13 protein-coding genes are annotated in these 16,030 nt (G+C 57.5%); 7 read left to right on the top strand and 6 right to left on the bottom strand.

Going from position 1 to position 16,030, the window contains the following annotated elements:
* Window positions 1–1,003: 1,003 nt before the first annotated feature.
* The 3 genes from E8Q41_RS12440 to E8Q41_RS12430 all read right to left on the bottom strand — a co-directional run bounded on the left by E8Q41_RS12440 (window position 1,004) and on the right by E8Q41_RS12430 (window position 4,691).
* Window positions 1,004–1,276 (bottom strand): hypothetical protein, encoded by a 273-nt coding sequence (locus tag E8Q41_RS12440; RefSeq protein ID WP_137155866.1) that lies wholly within the window; start codon window positions 1,274–1,276, stop codon window positions 1,004–1,006.
* Window positions 1,277–1,509: 233 nt separating this feature from the next.
* Entirely contained in the window at window positions 1,510–1,938 is a 429-nt protein-coding gene (locus E8Q41_RS12435; RefSeq protein ID WP_137155865.1) for a helix-turn-helix domain-containing protein, read from the bottom strand.
* A 452-nt stretch (window positions 1,939–2,390) separates the two neighbouring features.
* The gene (locus tag E8Q41_RS12430; protein WP_137155864.1) at window positions 2,391–4,691 is read right to left on the bottom strand and encodes a hypothetical protein; all 2,301 of its coding nucleotides are present in this window, start codon (window positions 4,689–4,691) and stop codon (window positions 2,391–2,393) included.
* Between the two features lie 671 nt (window positions 4,692–5,362).
* On the opposite strand from E8Q41_RS12430, the gene E8Q41_RS12425 reads away from it, so the two are divergent.
* A complete protein-coding gene (locus E8Q41_RS12425) occupies window positions 5,363–5,980 on the top strand; it encodes a hypothetical protein (RefSeq protein WP_137155863.1) in 618 nt (205 codons plus the stop codon).
* Window positions 5,981–6,515: 535 nt separating this feature from the next.
* On the opposite strand, the gene E8Q41_RS12420 is transcribed toward E8Q41_RS12425, so the two are convergent.
* Complete coding sequence (locus E8Q41_RS12420) at window positions 6,516–6,899, bottom strand: hypothetical protein (protein WP_137155862.1); 384 nt, start codon at window positions 6,897–6,899, stop codon at window positions 6,516–6,518.
* A 118-nt stretch (window positions 6,900–7,017) separates the two neighbouring features.
* Window positions 7,018–8,805: a PAS domain-containing methyl-accepting chemotaxis protein gene (locus E8Q41_RS12415; RefSeq protein WP_137155861.1), complete on the bottom strand. Its 1,788-nt coding sequence runs from the start codon at window positions 8,803–8,805 to the stop codon at window positions 7,018–7,020.
* Window positions 8,806–9,041: 236 nt separating this feature from the next.
* Between E8Q41_RS12415 and E8Q41_RS12410 the strand changes: the two genes are divergently transcribed.
* The 6 genes from E8Q41_RS12410 (at window position 9,042) to E8Q41_RS12385 (ending at window position 15,513) form a co-directional block, all read left to right on the top strand.
* A complete protein-coding gene (locus E8Q41_RS12410) occupies window positions 9,042–9,935 on the top strand; it encodes an AraC family transcriptional regulator (RefSeq protein ID WP_137155860.1) in 894 nt (297 codons plus the stop codon).
* Window positions 9,936–10,147: 212 nt separating this feature from the next.
* A complete protein-coding gene (locus E8Q41_RS12405; RefSeq protein WP_137155859.1) occupies window positions 10,148–11,821 on the top strand; it encodes an FAD/NAD(P)-binding protein in 1,674 nt (557 codons plus the stop codon).
* Window positions 11,822–11,937: 116 nt separating this feature from the next.
* Window positions 11,938–12,417 (top strand): pyridoxamine 5'-phosphate oxidase family protein, encoded by a 480-nt coding sequence (locus E8Q41_RS12400; protein WP_137155858.1) that lies wholly within the window; start codon window positions 11,938–11,940, stop codon window positions 12,415–12,417.
* Window positions 12,418–12,443: 26 nt separating this feature from the next.
* Window positions 12,444–12,692, top strand: coding sequence for a DUF2188 domain-containing protein (locus E8Q41_RS12395; RefSeq protein WP_137155857.1), 249 nt, complete (start codon window positions 12,444–12,446; stop codon window positions 12,690–12,692).
* Window positions 12,693–13,074: 382 nt separating this feature from the next.
* Window positions 13,075–14,334, top strand: coding sequence for a glycosyltransferase (locus tag E8Q41_RS12390; RefSeq protein ID WP_137155856.1), 1,260 nt, complete (start codon window positions 13,075–13,077; stop codon window positions 14,332–14,334).
* A 24-nt stretch (window positions 14,335–14,358) separates the two neighbouring features.
* The gene (locus E8Q41_RS12385) at window positions 14,359–15,513 is read left to right on the top strand and encodes a glycosyltransferase family 4 protein (RefSeq protein ID WP_137155855.1); all 1,155 of its coding nucleotides are present in this window, start codon (window positions 14,359–14,361) and stop codon (window positions 15,511–15,513) included.
* On the opposite strand, the gene E8Q41_RS25555 is transcribed toward E8Q41_RS12385, so the two are convergent.
* A complete protein-coding gene (locus E8Q41_RS25555; protein WP_170976467.1) occupies window positions 15,477–15,986 on the bottom strand; it encodes a hypothetical protein in 510 nt (169 codons plus the stop codon). The two genes, E8Q41_RS12385 and E8Q41_RS25555, sit on opposite strands and share 37 nt — an antisense overlap.
* Window positions 15,987–16,030 lie beyond the last annotated feature (44 nt).

Here is a 16,030-nt window from a genome sequence, read left to right as displayed (position 1 = left end):
AATCCGGCCAATTTCCTCGCCGCCGTCAAACTCATTGCTACTCGCATCTGGATAAAGGCGTTATGAGTCTACTGCCTAGTTTGCAGACACGGCTTCAGTCAATCGAAGATGCGACCGTCTACAGTAACCAATGCTCAAAGTTGCAAGCCAAAGCCAGGAGGCGGCTGCGGCTTGTGTTTTGACGCGGTGTTTGAGCCACCAAGGCGACGAACGATGGCCTTTGCCTCCGCATGAACCCAAATTGGACAATATATTTATCTGCGCAGACCAACGTCATTCTTCCGTTCCGCAACAGGTCAAAACTCCCCGCACAAGTTGATATCTTCGAAGCTTAGGGTGAATGACGTCCGCTTTTGGGAAGATATCACTGCGGCATTTAGGACCGACATGAGGGCGCAAAGCCGCCAACACCTACAGCCCGCATAGTTTCGCTTCGAGTCACAAACCAGCCAATAGCTATCACCCGCAGTGTCCCGTTCCTGAACGCGTTCGGCCAAATCATGTCCAATGGCGTAAATCAAAGTCCAATCGGCGGACTTTGATTTTATTTCGCCCCCGTGCTGAATTTCCTCATGTTTTTCTTGATGAATTTCCCGAGTTTTGGCGACATAGACCGAGGCACGGGCGCCGCCACCTCGGGAGAAGCTATTCGCCGTCTTACTAATGACAGCACTTCTCACTTAATGAGGCATCAGTACAAAGTGACGTGCATTAGTTATGACGTGAGCAAGTTTAGGCTTTTTTCAACGGTTTAGCGGGGGATCAAAGAGAACGGCCTGTTTCAGCGCCTCCAGAACCTTCCGGAAGTCCAGCTCGATCTTCTGCGCCCCGAGCAGCGCCGCCTGTTCCGTCGCAGACATTCCAACGAGCTTCAGAAGGAGTTTATAGTCCTTCTCGGTATCGGTGCCCGAAGCACATTGCGCAGTGCGGGCGTCAGCCTAAGGCCGATCATGGTCGCTCGGGAATAGGTATTCCGGCCGATCCTGAGACGCTCCTGCACTCGTTAGGAAAACGTCCTGCCCGGCGCGAAGAGAACAGTTGCATCGTGCGACTGTTTTTCGAGAGTCCACTCCTCGGTTCGATTTTGCCGCGCTTTTCCTCGCAGAGTTTCACGGTAGCCAACCCCGAAAAGACCACGATCAAGCGCTGCCAACTCGTTGCGGTGAAGGTTCTCGGCGACCTCCATCATCTGCGTCTCAACAGCCTCAGTGGAAACAACCATGGCAACGATCTTGGGCCACGAGGGATGCGGCAATTGCTGCTGTATGGTCTTCATCGTCCGGACGAATGCGCTCCCCCACAAAGATCGACGACAAAGGGAAAATCCAGAGCGCTGCCATCAGGTGACCTCGTCGAGATATGTTTCATCTGCTGAGGTGACAATGAAGAGCAGCGAACGCACCCTTTCACTCATTTTCAGATGTTGGCTGGTGAGGCGGTTATGACGAATCCGGTCATTGATGTCCGAAACGCACGGATCACCACACATCAGTTAATTCGTGAGCGAATTTAGGCTTTTTTCTGCAAGGGGTGAGCAGGGAGGCCAATGGGAGTAGCCTGTTTTTTAGGAGCCTTGGCCCATTCGCTGCGCCAACGGAAGATGGTTCGCTCATGAAGGTCCAGCTCCAATGCGATATCGCGAACTGATAATCCCTGACGGGTCAACGCCTCCGCTCGGCGCTTCTTAACGCGAGAACCTTTAGCGTCGCCTAAGGGGATAGTTTCACTGACATAGCCCGTCGCTTTAGCAACCTCCCAAGCCGTTTCACTGCCCAACAGCTTAACAAGGCGGGAATGCTTCGTAAGCCTGGAAGGATCAGAGGGGATGTTGCAACGAACCCCCGCAAAGGCTTTGAGAAATTTCTCAGCGATCTCATGTCCGCATTCGCGCCGGATAAGATCAGCAATGCTTTCATCGTCTTCGGAGGCTAGCGGCATGTGCGAATATCCTGTCAGCTTTAATGGCTGTCAGATGTCATAATTCGCAGATTTTGATTGGCTGACAGAAGTCAGGCGAAGGGACAATCAAAGCAGATACTCCCAATCCCCTTCAAAACAGTCCAACTGTTGGACTGTTTCCAGAAATCAACATTTTCATCGTAAAAATTTTTTGAGCCTCTCAACGGAGAGAACATCGGAAGATCTCGAAACAAACTCTATTGTAAGACCGGACGAAATTCCAACCTTTGTTAAAACCAGTGCAACAATTGCGCTATTTCACGATTTTGAAACAAACCCGCAAGATCGTCAGAGCCGTTCTACTTTCCGTAATTCAAAGCGCTTCAAGAAAATCTCTTCCATCTGGCATGCATTCTGCACCATATCCTCCCGGTCGTGCGCGACGTGATTGCGACTCGCGTCGCGTAACTTTTAAGAATTATCGAAAATGCTTAAGCCGCTTCCCACACCTGGTTCAGGATCTTCGCCGCCAAGGCAGCTTTGTCTTGTGGTAGGAACCGGCCATAATGTTGGGCGACCATATCTGGCGTGTCCTGGATGGCATAGCTCGCCTGTTCATACGATCCCGTTTGCTTAAGAATATGCGTCGCGAGCACATCGCGGACATTATGCGGCCCATGCGGCAGCAAGCCCTTGATCACACCGCGGCCGGTGTAGGGGTTGAAAATTCCGTAGCGCTGGATGGCCAGTTTCCAGGCCTCATAGAAGGTCGTCTGATTGTAGGCAGCGTCCTTGCTGGTTGTTTTAACGGTCTTGATAAATAGGGTGCCCGGGTCCTGTGATCGTCCTAGCAGCACCTGACGATGCCGACTGACATAGGCATCGATGTAGTGATAGAGATCCTGCAGATCGGGCAAAATGAGCCTGAAGGGCTTTGAGCAGAAGAATGACGAGTTCGCATTCTTGAATGCGACTGCTGGGATCAGGACTTCCCAGCCGCTATCGCGTTCGCTCCATCGAAGCTCGCCGCGCTTCATGTCCTCTAGTCGGCGTTCTGATGTTGGAAATTGTCCGCGCGGGCACACCATAAGCTGCCGCAGGTTCTTCTGGCGCAGGCCGAGGTGTAACCCCAGCCTGAGAAGGAGGAACGATCTGACGGCCTCGGCCGCGGCGCGCGGATAGCGGCTTTCATCAGGCATGCGCCTTACAATTTCCTCGGTGATTTTTCTATATTCTCCAAGCGGGCTTTCGGCCTCGAGTACGCACATGATCGGCTCGAACGGATCGCGATGGACACGCGCGACGCGCTGAATTTCCTTCTGCCGTTGCGTTGCATGCTTGAAAGCGGTTTCGCACGCTCCGCACCAGTCATTCTGGGCGGCGCGGATTTCGGCGGCGGAAATCAAGCCAGGAATTGGTTTCAGATTCGCGGCGAGCTGGCGATGCTGCCACATCCAGCCCGTTTCCGGTCGGACCATGCCCATTAGGATCTGAAGCATGTCCTCCTCCCACTTGGTGTAGAAGCCGCGGCGCCGCTCACGCCACTGCAGATACCAATCCCAAACCCCTGGGAAGACGAGCAGACCGAATGTGAGTTGAGCCAGCGGCACACCATAACCCTTGACAGCACTCTGCGGCGACGCTGCCAGCGATCCGAACATTAGTCCGAGATGCTCGATCTTCTGTGACGTCGTTTCCTCGCCCCATACCCCGCTTCGCTGAAGTCCGACGGCTGTAAGAGTGGCGGTCTTGAAATGCACCAGGTTGGCCATCTCCAACGACAACCTCGGCGGCGCGTTAATCACACCGCCGAGCAGGTCTGGATCTTCGATAGAGGCATGATCGGACTCGATGCCATCGCCGCCAGCAATGAGTCTAGGCGACAGTGTGCTGCCGTAAGAAATGGCGGGAAATCGGATTGCATAGCGCTGTTTGGATGCGGTGGCCTGGAAACGCCGATAATCAGTAGAGCCAGTAATGATGACGCGGCGCACCCATTCCAAGATTTCCTCGCGTTTGGCGAAGGGGAGGGTATTGAAGTCGTCAGGAAGATGCCAGGCCAGGTGTCGTCGTTCTGAGGCGCCGACCTCGCTCGCGAGTTCGAAGCCGGATGTCGAGCGTGATTGATGTAGCAGCTTCGCCTTGAAATAGCCGGAGCGAAGACGATAGCGCCGTTCGAAGGATGACAGGACCTCCAGGCTATCGACAGTTCTCGGCGACCTTGATCCCTTTCTCCAACTTGCCAGTGTGGAGCGTTCAAAGCCTGGATGCCGGTCGGCGACCGCCCGATGGAGACTGTAGTCAGAATCGCCATGTCTGCGCATATGGTAGATCAGGGCAGACGCGAATTCGATCGGATCTTCCGATGCGTCGAACAAAGGCTCAGGAAACGCCTCAATCGGCCTGGGTGGGACACCTGTTTTGCCTCTCGGACAACCAACATCGCCATCTTTCGGGAGCGTCGCCCTCTTTCCGACCTTTGTAGGTGATTGGTCCTTTCCCTGCCCAGACTGTTCTTTGTCGATCCAGCGGACGATCGCCTCGAGCCCCGATTGAAGGGTTTTTCTCAAGGCGCTGCTCATAAAGGTATCAAGGCCGCATGCTGCCTGAATCGATGTCCAATCTGTTCGACCTGATCGCGTTGGCGGATACTTGCGGTAGATGATAAGGCCAAGGAGGAATGGTCGGATGTTGTTCAACTCGCTCGGTGAAACGAGCGGCGCGACACGAACATCGCAGAAGGTTGAAATTTTTCGCTGAAATTGAATAGCTGAAGCAGACGGGTTTCTCATGGCGTTCCTGGTTCGCGCTCTTAACCGGAACAGTTTCCGGCATGGCCTGCTAAGGCTATAGGATAAACGAAACCTGAAGTGCCGTGAGTTAGAACGACATCGCTGGGACGCCTAGACGGATTTGAAAGATGAAGGCCGCGACGATTGCAACGATGGATGTGATATTTTGCTTGGTCTCTTCGGTCGTAGCGCTAGACGCTTGACGCGCCTGGGTTTTCTGACCGTCTGCCCGCTGCCGAACAAGGTGCTATTCACCGCGAGCGCGATAACGCAACTAAATCCAGAGAAATTATCTTAATACTCGCAATGATTGCGCATCTGAGCAACCTCAAACTTTCGCTCGCACATGCTGCGAAGGATGCAGGCCCTTTCATTTGGGCAAGTACCCCTTCTCTTTGAGGTATTGGATCAAAAGGCGGTCCATGAGTGCAGCGAGAGATATACTCTCTTCCGCAGCAGCTTTTTCCCCTGCCTTTTTTACAGTGGGACGCATCCGAACTGCAAATGCCTGCGTCTTTTTTTCGTCTTCAAGACCCATTTGTATAACGCACCGTTGACATTTTTATACGATGAGTTATGTATAACGGTGTTCTATACATTTTTCAAGCGGCCCCAGCAGATGTTCGCACCATCCGCAGGGGCCTACCTCAAGGCAAAGGAGTTGGCCTCAAATGCCCGAAGCTGTAGACAGCAGTAGCAGACCCGCACCCGAAAGCGAACAGCGCGCCTGCGCTGCAAGGGGCCTTCCCCATGATATCCAAACCGAGTTCGAGAACGTTCAGCAGATGCTAGCCGCGTTCAACTTCATGAACCGCTTGGTTCATGAAAGTTCGGAAGGAGTTGAACACGACGCTGCCGGCATCCACCTGATCCATAAGGTAATCATCGATAAGCTCGCGCATATCTCCGTGGAATTGGATCGGCGTTTTACCCGAGCTTATGAGCAAGGCGTGGTGGACGGCAGAAAGCCAGAAGCCGAGCAGGTTCGAAAAATGCTTCGGAAAAGCCTATGGGCCGTGGCCTGCACAATCTGCAAAGAACACAGCATTTCACTAAAGGAAATCGAGCAAGACCGTACAGCAAGACATCTTGTAGATGCGACAATCAACGCTGTTGAGATTCAAACCCGAGACAAAACAGACCCGATCGAAGCAGGAAGCTTCCTGCCCTGGGCAGAACTCCAACTGCGCAAAATTTTTGCCGATACTTTCTCGGTGCAAACCGCTGCTGTTGAGGAAGCGATGGCGCGCCTAGCATCGGACGACGGAGCCCGCCGAGCATTTCAATAGACATAGATAGCGGATTTGAAGCTTTGGGGCGCGACCGATAGGCCGCGCCCATTCCTATGCCAATTTTGCCCCTCACTATAGCAGTTAACAAAGCTAGAGCATCAGGCCACCTTTGAAGCCGTTTTAAAGCCCTCTCAAAGGAGATTTTCGATGCTTCTACGCTCCAGTGTTGAATCCCCACAGGCTGCATCTTCCGTCGTGACGCCGTGTTGGCTGTTACCATTTTGGCGGTTGGTTAAGGGCCCTGCCAAAGGGAGCTTTTCACAAGCTTGGCAGGCTTTGCCAAACCACCTCCCCGCCGGCGTCGCGATGCCAACAATGAAGGATGCCGCTATCGTTTTAGCCGCCAATGGGTTGGTTTAGAAACGCCATTTTCGTGGCTAACTGACTTCCGACTTAAATTGCGCCCAAAATCGCCTTAAGCTACTGAATATTATAACTTTTATTCTATCTCGGAAGCTCCTTCCGACTTAAAATTGGATTTCCGCCTACAATTCACCGCCGAACGGCGTCTTGGCGGAAATCTCTGAAGATCTCACAGTTCAATAAAATCAAATATTTGAAGACGCGCCGAAGCCATTTCGGCGATTTTTGAAGCCTCCTGGAAGTTCAGCGAGACACCACGGCCGATCATCCCCCTCGCCGCCCCTTTGGCGGCGCTCGGTGTCAAAAGTGGATTGCGCCACCTTCTGTCCGAAAGCGCCTTAAGCTTTGAAATGTCGAGCGTTTCCGCCTCCTCCCGGATAATCCCGCCTAATCCCGGAATTCCAGAGAGTGGTGTCAAACTACATCCCTCACCTGAAATGTAGCTTGCCGCGACTTTTTGGAATTTTGTCACGAGTTTTCTTGGAATTTTCAGTCGCAACGCAAAATCTGCAAATACCGGCCGGCAACACTGAGCAGCGCAGCCGATGGTCATGTTATTTGTTTCGCGAAGCGATCTTGGGCTCTAGCTTGACGAACTTCAGTGGGAAAGTGGTTGCCGGGACACCGCTCACCGAACGTGGGACACCTATTCAACTCGTCTTTCTGGCAGGCTAGAACTCTTCCCAGTTGTCGCCGGATTTCAGCGCGGCGTTGCCATGAAAAGCCTGTGTGAGCTTAGCGGTCATTTGCCGCGCTGGGGATGCAACTGGCCTTGGGGCGGTAGTAACCTTTGCCGGCGCCGAGCGATAGGACTTCGCTTGTTCCCCGATATTGAACTGACCAAGGAGGGCGAACAACTGCTCGGCCTCACGCGCCAGACTGTGGGCTGCGGCCGTTGTCTGTTCGACCATGGCGGCATTCTGCTGAGTGCCCTGATCCATTGTGTTGACGGCGGTGTTGATCTCCTTCAGGCCCGTCGATTGTTCTTTGGACGCCTCCACGATCGCACCCACATTGGCGTCGACCTGGACGACCTGGTTCACGATCTCCTCGAGTGCCTTCCCCGTGTTTCCGACCAAAGCGACGCCGTTCTTGACATGTGCATTCGAGGCGCCGATCAGCTCCTTGATTTCCTTGGCGGCCTTGGCGGAACGTTGGGCGAGTTCCCGCACTTCCTGGGCAACGACGGCAAACCCCTTGCCCGCCTCGCCGGCGCGCGCCGCCTCGACGCCGGCATTCAGCGCGAGAAGATTGGTCTGAAACGCAATCTCGTCAATGACGCCGATGATATTGCCTATCTCGCCGGCCGAGCGCTCGATTTTTCCCATGGCCTCGACGGCCTCGCTGACCACTTTGCCGGAAATTTCGGCATGATCCTTGGTGCGTCGAACCAACACTCCCGCTTCCTGAGCCCTGTGGCTGGAATCGCTGACCGTGGTGGTGATCTCTTCCAGAGCTGCGGCAGTTTCCTCCACGGAGGCTGCCTGCTGTTCCGTACGCTTGGACAAATCGTTGGACGCCGATTGGATCTCTTGGGAGGCCGCCGCAATGGCGCCGGCATTTTGGGAAATGGTCTGGAGCGTCGAAAGCAACTTCGAAGACGTTTCGTTGAAATCCTGGCGCAATCTGTCAAGCGCTGGCAGGAACGGCTCATTCAGCGTCACAGTCATGTCGCCGGCCGCCATCGCCCGCATGGCGCCGGCAAGCTGGTCGACGTTGCGAACACGCTCGGACACGTCGGTGGCGAACTTCACGACCTTGAACACCCGCCCACTCGCATCGAAGATCGGATTGTAGGACGCCTGAATATAAACCGTTTTGCCGCCCTTGCCGATGCGTTTGAACTCGTCGGATTGAAACTCGCCCGCTGCAAGCTTATTCCAAAATTCGCGATAGTCCTGGCTGTTTATATAGCTGGACTCGCAGAACATCGAGTGATGCTTTCCCTGGATCTCAGAGAGCTGATAGCCGAGTGTCTTGAGGAAGTTTTCATTGGCCGTCAGGATTTCGCCGCCGGGCGTGAATTCGATCACAGCCTGAGCGCGCGATATCGCGTCGAGCTTGCCGCGATCTTCCGTCGCCTGCAGCTTTCTATCGGTAATGTCGGTGGCGAACTTCACCACCTTGAATGGTTTTCCGTTGCGGAATACGGGGTTGTAGGAGGCCTCAATCCAGATCTCCTTACCAGCCTTGGTGATTCTCTTGTACTGACGCTGATCGAACTTGCCTGCGGCAAGGCTCGCCCAAAAATCTCGATACGCCTGGCTGTTGGCTTCCGCGGGATCAACGAACATCCTGTGGTGCTGTCCGGCGATTTCGGAAAGCTCATAACCCATTGCCCGGCAAAAGTTCTCGTTTGCGGTTAGAATGGTCCCATCAAGCTTGAACTCGATGATCGCCTGAGATTTGCTCATAGCATCCATTACAGCCTTTGCGGCTGCATTGCCGAATCCAAACATTCTGTTCCCCCGGGAAGTTTCACACCTGGCATTCCGCCGAAATCTGGAAAGCTTCAGGCAAGCGCTACATCTAATAATGCTAATTCTCAGGTCGAATGATTTACGTTATGTGAAGATCGGCATGCAAATGCACAAATCATGCGCATTTTTTGCATTTCGTGCTCATCCAGATTTCAGTTTGAATCGTAAAACGGCCCCCGTGCACCTTACTGCTATAGAAAGTGCTTGTGACAGCCATGAATGAAAAGGCCGAACTTCAACTGGAGTTTCAAGAGCCGGGAAAGCCAGTGGAGACTCACCGTGCGCAAAACTGGCGGGGCGTCTCGGTTCAGTATTCGCGACTGAAGCTCCCCAGAGAATATGATTTCAAGTGGGACGGCGCATGCCAATATCTGGCTTACCACGATCTGGTTCTGCTGGATGGAGAAATGGAGGTTGTCGGCGACCGGCCGATTTCGGGAGGAGACCTGCGTGACAAGATGACGTTTGTCCCCAAAGGGCAAAGCCTGTCTGGTTGGGCCAAACCAGCGGACCGGATGAACTCGTTTACTGTCGTCTGTTTCGACCCTTCGGCCATGGACGAAGAATTGCAGGCCGAATTTTCCTCGATCGAGGCGAGGCCTCATATTTATTTCAAGGAAGAAGCGCTGACGGCAACGATGAGGAAGCTCGCCGGAATCATGGCGGACCAAAGGCGGTCGGCATCCCAAATCTATGCAGAAACCGTCGGACTGACCGCCGCCCTGGAGATGTTCAGATTGACGCAGGAAGGCGTGCTTGCACGCAAGGCAATTGCGCCCGCTAGCATGCTCAGCAAATCCAGACGCGAGCTTGTCGTCAGCTACATCGCCGAAAATCTCGGCAATGAGATTGGCCTGGAAGATCTGGCTTCGCTCTGCGGTTTGACCAGGTTTCATTTTGCCCGCGCCTTCAAAGCAACGTTCCATGAACCGCCGCATCAGTATATTCTGGGCAGGCGGCTGGACAGAGCAATGGGCCTCCTAAGCGAAGGCCGGCTTTCGATTGCGGAGATTGCGTCAGCAACCGGCTTTAACGGCGCGAGCCAGTTTGCACGAAGCTTTAAAGCAGCGACCGGCAGAACTCCGATGGAGTTCAGACGCAGCGCGTAGAGGCGCTGGGCGCCTCATCGGAACGAATGCCGCATCCCGCTTGTGTGACAGTTCTGAAACCTCCGCTGACATGTCCGAAAATCCGCGCATTGTCGCGTTAAGCCGCGCAGCTGTCGCTGCGCGTTGTGGAATGTTTTTGCGAAGGAACCAAGTCTGACCCTCGCCATTGTGCGGAGGTGGCAATCCCGCCGAATTCAGGCCAGTTTTTCGTCATGACCATTTCCGTCGCCATCATCGGCTCCGGTCCGACCGGGATCTATACGCTCAAGGGCTTGATCGCCAGCGACCGCCCACTGCGGATCACCATCTTCGAACGCGAAGCCGAGGCGGGAAAGGGAACGCCCTATCATCCGGATATGAATGACAAGGCGATGTTGTCGAATATCGCCAGCATCGAACTTCCTCCGATCACAGAATCCCTGGTCGACTGGCTTTCGCGACAAGCGGATGCGGCGCTGGCCGAACTTGGCGTACGGCGCGAGGCGATCGACGCTCGGGAATTCTATCCGCGCCTGGTGCTCGGCGATTACTTCAAGGACCAGTTCGACCAGCTTGTCTCCGCCGGCGCCCTCACGGGACATGTGATTGCGGTCGAGACCAGGCGCGATGTGGTGGATATCGAACTGCAGGAAAACAGCATCAGACTCCTTGTCGCTGATCATGACGGCGTGCGGGAAAGTTTAGTGTTCGATCATGTGGTGATGGCGACCGGCCACGACTGGCCGGAAACGACCGAGGTGAAACCCGGCTATTTCGTATCGCCATGGCCGGCGCCGCTTCTCAAGACCATCCCGGCCTGTAAGGTCTGCATATTGGGCACCTCGCTCAGCGCCATCGACGCGCTGGTCACTGTCGCCACCCGCCACGGCGGCTTCCTTCTCGATCAATCCGGCCTGCTGCAATATACGCCCTTTCCGGATAGCGAGGCGCTCGAAGTCACAATGATGTCGCGAAAAGGGGTTCTTCCGGAAGCCGATTTCTATTGCGAGTTCCCCTATCGGCCGCTCAAAATCTGCACAGAGGCTGCTGTCGACGACCTCATCACGACACAAAAAGACAGTCTGCTCGACGCAGTTTTTGATCTGTTCAAGCGCGAACTCTCCGCCGCAGACCCCGATTACTCCGCCTCGATCGGCCTCTCGCTGCAGACCGTGGAAACGATCGGTCCCGCCTATTTCAAAGCCCGAGAGACAGCAGATCCCTTTGTATGGGCGGCAATGAACCTCGCGGAAGCCGAAGCCAACAAGGCGGCGCAACATGTGGTGGAATGGCGCTATGCGATCCTGCGCATGCATGAGGTGATCGCCCGCGCCATCCCGCACCTCAACACCCGCGATCTCAAGCGCTTCCACGCACATTTCAAGACGCTTTTCGTGGATGATTATGCGACCGTGCCGCATGAATCCATCCGCAGGCTTCTGGCCTTGCGCCGGGCAGGCAAATTGAAAATCATCGCGCTCGACGATGACGGCGATATCGAAAGCGCCTCGGTTGCGCGGGGCGCCGTGGTGACAGTGGATGGACAGAGACATGTCTTTGACGCTTTCATAGACGCCACCGGCCAGCATCCGCTGTCGGCCAGAGACATCCCCTTCCCGACGCTCCGCGCGCGTGGCGTGTTCCGAAAGGCCCCGACCAGGATCGCCGACGCCTTTGCCGAAGACGCTGGCAATTCGGTTGAACGCACGGGCGGCGTCGATCTCGACGAGGCGTTTCGTCCCGTTTTCGATGCGCCCGTCACCAACCGTCTCTATTGCGGCTCCATCGCCTTTCTTTTGCACAAGCTGCCCTTTGTCCAGGGGATCACCAGCGCGCGTGATATCGGCGTGACAATATCCGCAGCAATCGTGAAGGCGGCGGCCGAAAGCCACCGCGCAGCAGCTTGAGCGCCTCGCGAGAACCGGCGGCTGGCGCTGAATTGGGCTCACAAGGAGAGTCCGACGAGGGAACCATGTTTCGCCTTCCTCCGTTCCTCTGGCGTACAGACAGGAAAGGAAAAGTCATGGCCGAGATGGATGAGACGGAAAAAGTATGGGCGCTGATCGACAAGATCGGCTTCTGCATGCTGGTGACCAAGACCGGCGACGACATGCGCGCCCGCCCCATGAGCGCCTATTCCGAGCAGATTGAAAATGCGATCTATTTCCTCACCGATGTGGCCAGCCACAAGGATGAGGAAATCGCTCGCTACCCCAATGTCTGCCTGGCTTTCGCAGACTCCAAGGGACAGAAATATGTGTCGGTGTCCGGCGCGGCCGAGGTGCTGAACGACCGGGAAAAGATCAAGGAACTCTGGGCCACGCCGGCAAAGGCTTGGTGGGACAGCCCCGAGGACCCGTCGGTCCGTATTCTCAAGGTCACCCCGTCTTTCGCGGAATACTGGGATAGCCCGGGCACGGTGATCAGCTACATCAAGATGGCCGCCGCCGCCGTCTCAAACACCAAACCCGACATGGGCGACAATGCCCGCGTGTCGATGTGACCACTGGAACACGGGACGCTGCGCCGATGACCACGATTTCCTACAACATCGTCGAGCATGACGGAGGCTGGGCATACAAACTCGGCGACGTCTTTTCCGAAACCTATCCGGATCACGCCTCGGCGCTTGCCGCGGCGCGTCTGGTGGCGCTCGAACATCAGGTCGGCGGTGAATCCGCCGAGATCGCCTATCAGGATTCGCGCGGCCGCTGGCATGAGGAACATGCCGACGGCGGCGACCGTCCGGAAGCTGTGGTGCGCGACGCCGAAAGCTGAGGCTGACCTCTTGCCTCTGACGTCATCCCGAATTGTCGGCCGCCTCACCGTGCGGCCGTTTCTTTTTGGTTGAAGATTCCGCTTGCGCAACGGACAATTCTGCGCTTACTTAGAATTGTAAATCATCTGCATAATCCGGACATGAGCGCCGTTGAGGCGCTGAACGGCAACTATAGTTTGCCGGCAATACCCGCTTGCGCGCTCGCCGCGTCCATCGGCATGACATGAAGACTTTTCATCCCGCCTCCAGAACTGGGCGGGAAACGGGAAGTCGTGACCACAGAATTGCAATGCATCACGACTGTGAGGCCGCCAAGCCGGACCTGTGGACGCCTGCCGTCCACCGGAGGGATGCGTCTGCGCCTCCTCAGGGGAAATTCCGATGCGCGTCCTCATCCTGTCTCCGCTGTTTCCGCCCTATGCGCAAGGCGGCGCCGAGCTCTCGGCGCAGGGTCTGGCGCGATGGCTGGCCGGCAAGGGGCATGAGGTCGCGGTTCTCACCGCTGCCAAAGGGGCTGGCGACGAGGTTCACGGCGAGAAGCGCGACGGCGTCTCTCTCTATCGGCGGCTCTTTCCGCGCCCCTATTCCATCCACCTGCAAGGACGCGGCGCATCGCCCTGGCTGAAACCGATCTGGCATAGTCAGGATCACCTCGATCCCCGCAATCGCCGGATCGTCGGAAGCATTCTCGATACGGTCCGGCCCGATATCGTGACGCTGCATTCCCTCGTCGGTCTCGGCCAAAACACACCCGCCGCGCTGGCAGAGCGTGACATTCCTACGCTTTATGTTCTGCCCGATCTCGCTTTGGCCTGCCTGCGCGCCACCATGTTTCGCCATGGGCGCGCCTGCGCCCGGCGCTGCGGCGAATGTCTTGTATCCTCGACCCTCAAGCAGGCGACGCTCCGGCGCATCCCGAGGCTGGGCTTTGTCTCGCCATCCCAGGCCAATCTTGATCGCCTGGCGGCGCTTGGCACGCTCGATGGCAGGCCTGCCCGCGTCATCGCCAATGTCAACGCCTATCCCGAGGCGCGGCATGCGCGCGAGGCGTCGGCCCTGCCCCGCTTCGTCTATGCCGGCCGGCTCGATGCGCCAAAGGGCGTGGAAAACCTTCTGCAGGCGGCCGAGGCGGCGCGGGCGGAGGCGGCGTTCACACTCACGATCATCGGCGCCGGCGGCGAAGAAGAGAGGCTGCGCCGCGCCTTTGCCGGTCGCGACTGGTTGAACTTCATGGGCTGGCTGCCGCTCGCAGACACCGTCGAGGCGATCCATCAGGCGGACGCGCTATGCCTGCCGTCGCTCTGGTCGGAAAACCTGCCAGGAGCGGCGGTGATCGCGCTCAGGCATGGCGTCCCGATCCTGGCGAGCGCGGCGGGTGGACTGCCCCAACTGGTGGAGGACGGCGTCAATGGCCTGCTTCTGCCGCCGGGCGACGCTGCCGCCTGGCGAAAGGCGTTGATCGGGATGGTGCGACATCCGCAGAGGCTCGCCGCGATGGGTGCGGCGGCGCGCGTCTCGGGCCGTCGCTTCGATCCAGACCGGCTAGGGGCGGACTATCTCGATTTCATGGAAGAGATCCGCCACCGGCCGCCGCGACGGGTGGATGCGCCGGAGAATGGTCTGGGGCTACAGCAGGGATAAGGGCGAAAACGCCGGGGGGCGGGAATGAAAGAGGGCAAAAGCAAGTTTGGGAAAATCCGCGCGCCGCGTCGGGGCCCGGAGGGCAGGCTGTGGTTCGTCGCCGATCTCGACGGCCCCATCAATGGCCAGTTGATCGCCAATTGCAGAATGCTGTCCTTGCTGGAAACGAGCGCGACAATGACGGTGTTGCCTCTGGGGGCAAGCGGATGGCGGAAAATCCTGGCCGCGCTGAAACTGACGGGCGCGGCGATGGCCAGCGAGCCGCAGGATCGCCTCTATCTCTCGCTGCCGGGCCAGCGGGGCGGCTGGCTGCTGCTGGCGTCGCTGATCCTCTTCAGGCTCAGGGGCGCGAACCTGTTTCTGCATCATCATTCCTATCGCAACATGCGGGCCGGGCCGACCTGGCTCGGCTGCGCCCTTGCCCGCGCCGCTGGACCGCGGGCCGTTCACATCCTCCTGTCTCAGGCCATGGCCGCCGCCTATGCCAAACGCTATTTGCGGCCGGGCGCCGCGCGACCCGTGACGCTGTCCAACGCGGCGCTGCTCCCGCCGCCGGCCCCGCCGGGCAAGCGCCACGGGCCGCTCGCCATCGGCTTTCTCGGCGCCTGGACAAAGGAAAAGGGCGTCGACCATGTGTTGGCTGTCGTCGAGCGCCTGCTGCAGGACGACAGCACGCTCCGGTTCACGCTCGCCGGCGCGCCGCCGGTGAAGGACGATCCGATCATCGAAACGATCACCGCGATGGCCGCGCGATGGCCGGACCGTTTCAGCGTTCAAGGCTGGCTCGACGGCGCGGAGAAGTCGACGTTTTTCGACCGGCTCGATTGCCTGCTGTTGCCGTCGAGCCTTCCTGACGAGGCCGAGCCGCTGACCATGCTCGAAGCCTTCTCAGCCGGCGTGGAGGTGATGGCGACGCCGATCGGCGCCATTCCCGAGCGCATCCGATCGCCGGATTGCCTGTTGTCGCTGGATATCGAGACCGATTGCACGCGGATCGTCCGCCTCGTCGCGCGCCGCCGCGCGGACCGCGATGCGTCCACAAGAGAATGCCGCGAGCATGCCGTGAGGCTCCATTCCGCCGGCCTCCCCGCCCGAGACGCCCTGCTCGCACGCCTGACAGAAACAAGCGAGGCGATCTCCTCTCACCGCATATCCATCACCGGGAGCCAGATCTCATGACAAGGACTTCCGACCTCGATGTCGTTATCGTCAATCATTGCTCGACGGAACCCTGCCTGCGGCTCATCCGCTCGCTCCGCGATCAAGCCATCGCAGACCCGGAGCGGATCTTCCTGGTCGATCACAGCGAAACCTTGGATCCGTCGCTGGCGGCCGGGATAGAAGGCGACTGTCGACTGATCCGGCCGGCGCGTAACGGCGGCTTTGCGGCGGGCGTCAATATCGGGACTAAGGCCGGGACGTCCCCATTCACTCTCGTGCTCAACGCCGATATGCTGTTTCTCGACAATTCGCCCGCCGCAGCGCTCGACATGCTGAGGACAAGGCCTGCAATCGGCGCGATCGGGCTCGATCTTCAAACGCCGGAGGGCGAACGGCAGTTCTCGGGGCGGCGCTTCTACAGCCTCGCCGACATCGCCGCGCGCCGTCTGCCGGGCCTTGGCCGGATGTGTCGGGAGCGCGTGGATCGGCATCTGATGCGACAGGAATGGGCGGCGGGCCAGCCTTTCGCGGCCGG

The organism is Rhizobium sp. FKL33 (assembly GCF_005222915.1).
Classification (GTDB): Bacteria; Pseudomonadota; Alphaproteobacteria; order Rhizobiales; family Rhizobiaceae; genus Rhizobium_E.
This window is presented reverse-complemented; position numbering and strand designations above follow the sequence as displayed.

Coding starts and splice junctions, on each gene's coding strand:
- E8Q41_RS12440 (WP_137155866.1), bottom strand. CDS start 1,276: ATGAAGACCATACAGCAGCAATTGCCGCATCCCTCGTGGCCCAAGATC.
- E8Q41_RS12435 (WP_137155865.1), bottom strand. CDS start 1,938: ATGCCGCTAGCCTCCGAAGACGATGAAAGCATTGCTGATCTTATCCGG.
- E8Q41_RS12430 (WP_137155864.1), bottom strand. CDS start 4,691: ATGAGAAACCCGTCTGCTTCAGCTATTCAATTTCAGCGAAAAATTTCA.
- E8Q41_RS12425 (WP_137155863.1), top strand. CDS start 5,363: ATGCCCGAAGCTGTAGACAGCAGTAGCAGACCCGCACCCGAAAGCGAA.
- E8Q41_RS12420 (WP_137155862.1), bottom strand. CDS start 6,899: ATGACCATCGGCTGCGCTGCTCAGTGTTGCCGGCCGGTATTTGCAGAT.
- E8Q41_RS12415 (WP_137155861.1), bottom strand. CDS start 8,805: ATGTTTGGATTCGGCAATGCAGCCGCAAAGGCTGTAATGGATGCTATG.
- E8Q41_RS12410 (WP_137155860.1), top strand. CDS start 9,042: ATGAATGAAAAGGCCGAACTTCAACTGGAGTTTCAAGAGCCGGGAAAG.
- E8Q41_RS12405 (WP_137155859.1), top strand. CDS start 10,148: ATGACCATTTCCGTCGCCATCATCGGCTCCGGTCCGACCGGGATCTAT.
- E8Q41_RS12400 (WP_137155858.1), top strand. CDS start 11,938: ATGGCCGAGATGGATGAGACGGAAAAAGTATGGGCGCTGATCGACAAG.
- E8Q41_RS12395 (WP_137155857.1), top strand. CDS start 12,444: ATGACCACGATTTCCTACAACATCGTCGAGCATGACGGAGGCTGGGCA.
- E8Q41_RS12390 (WP_137155856.1), top strand. CDS start 13,075: ATGCGCGTCCTCATCCTGTCTCCGCTGTTTCCGCCCTATGCGCAAGGC.
- E8Q41_RS12385 (WP_137155855.1), top strand. CDS start 14,359: ATGAAAGAGGGCAAAAGCAAGTTTGGGAAAATCCGCGCGCCGCGTCGG.
- E8Q41_RS25555 (WP_170976467.1), bottom strand. CDS start 15,986: ATGCCGATCCACGCGCTCCCGACACATCCGGCCAAGGCCCGGCAGACG.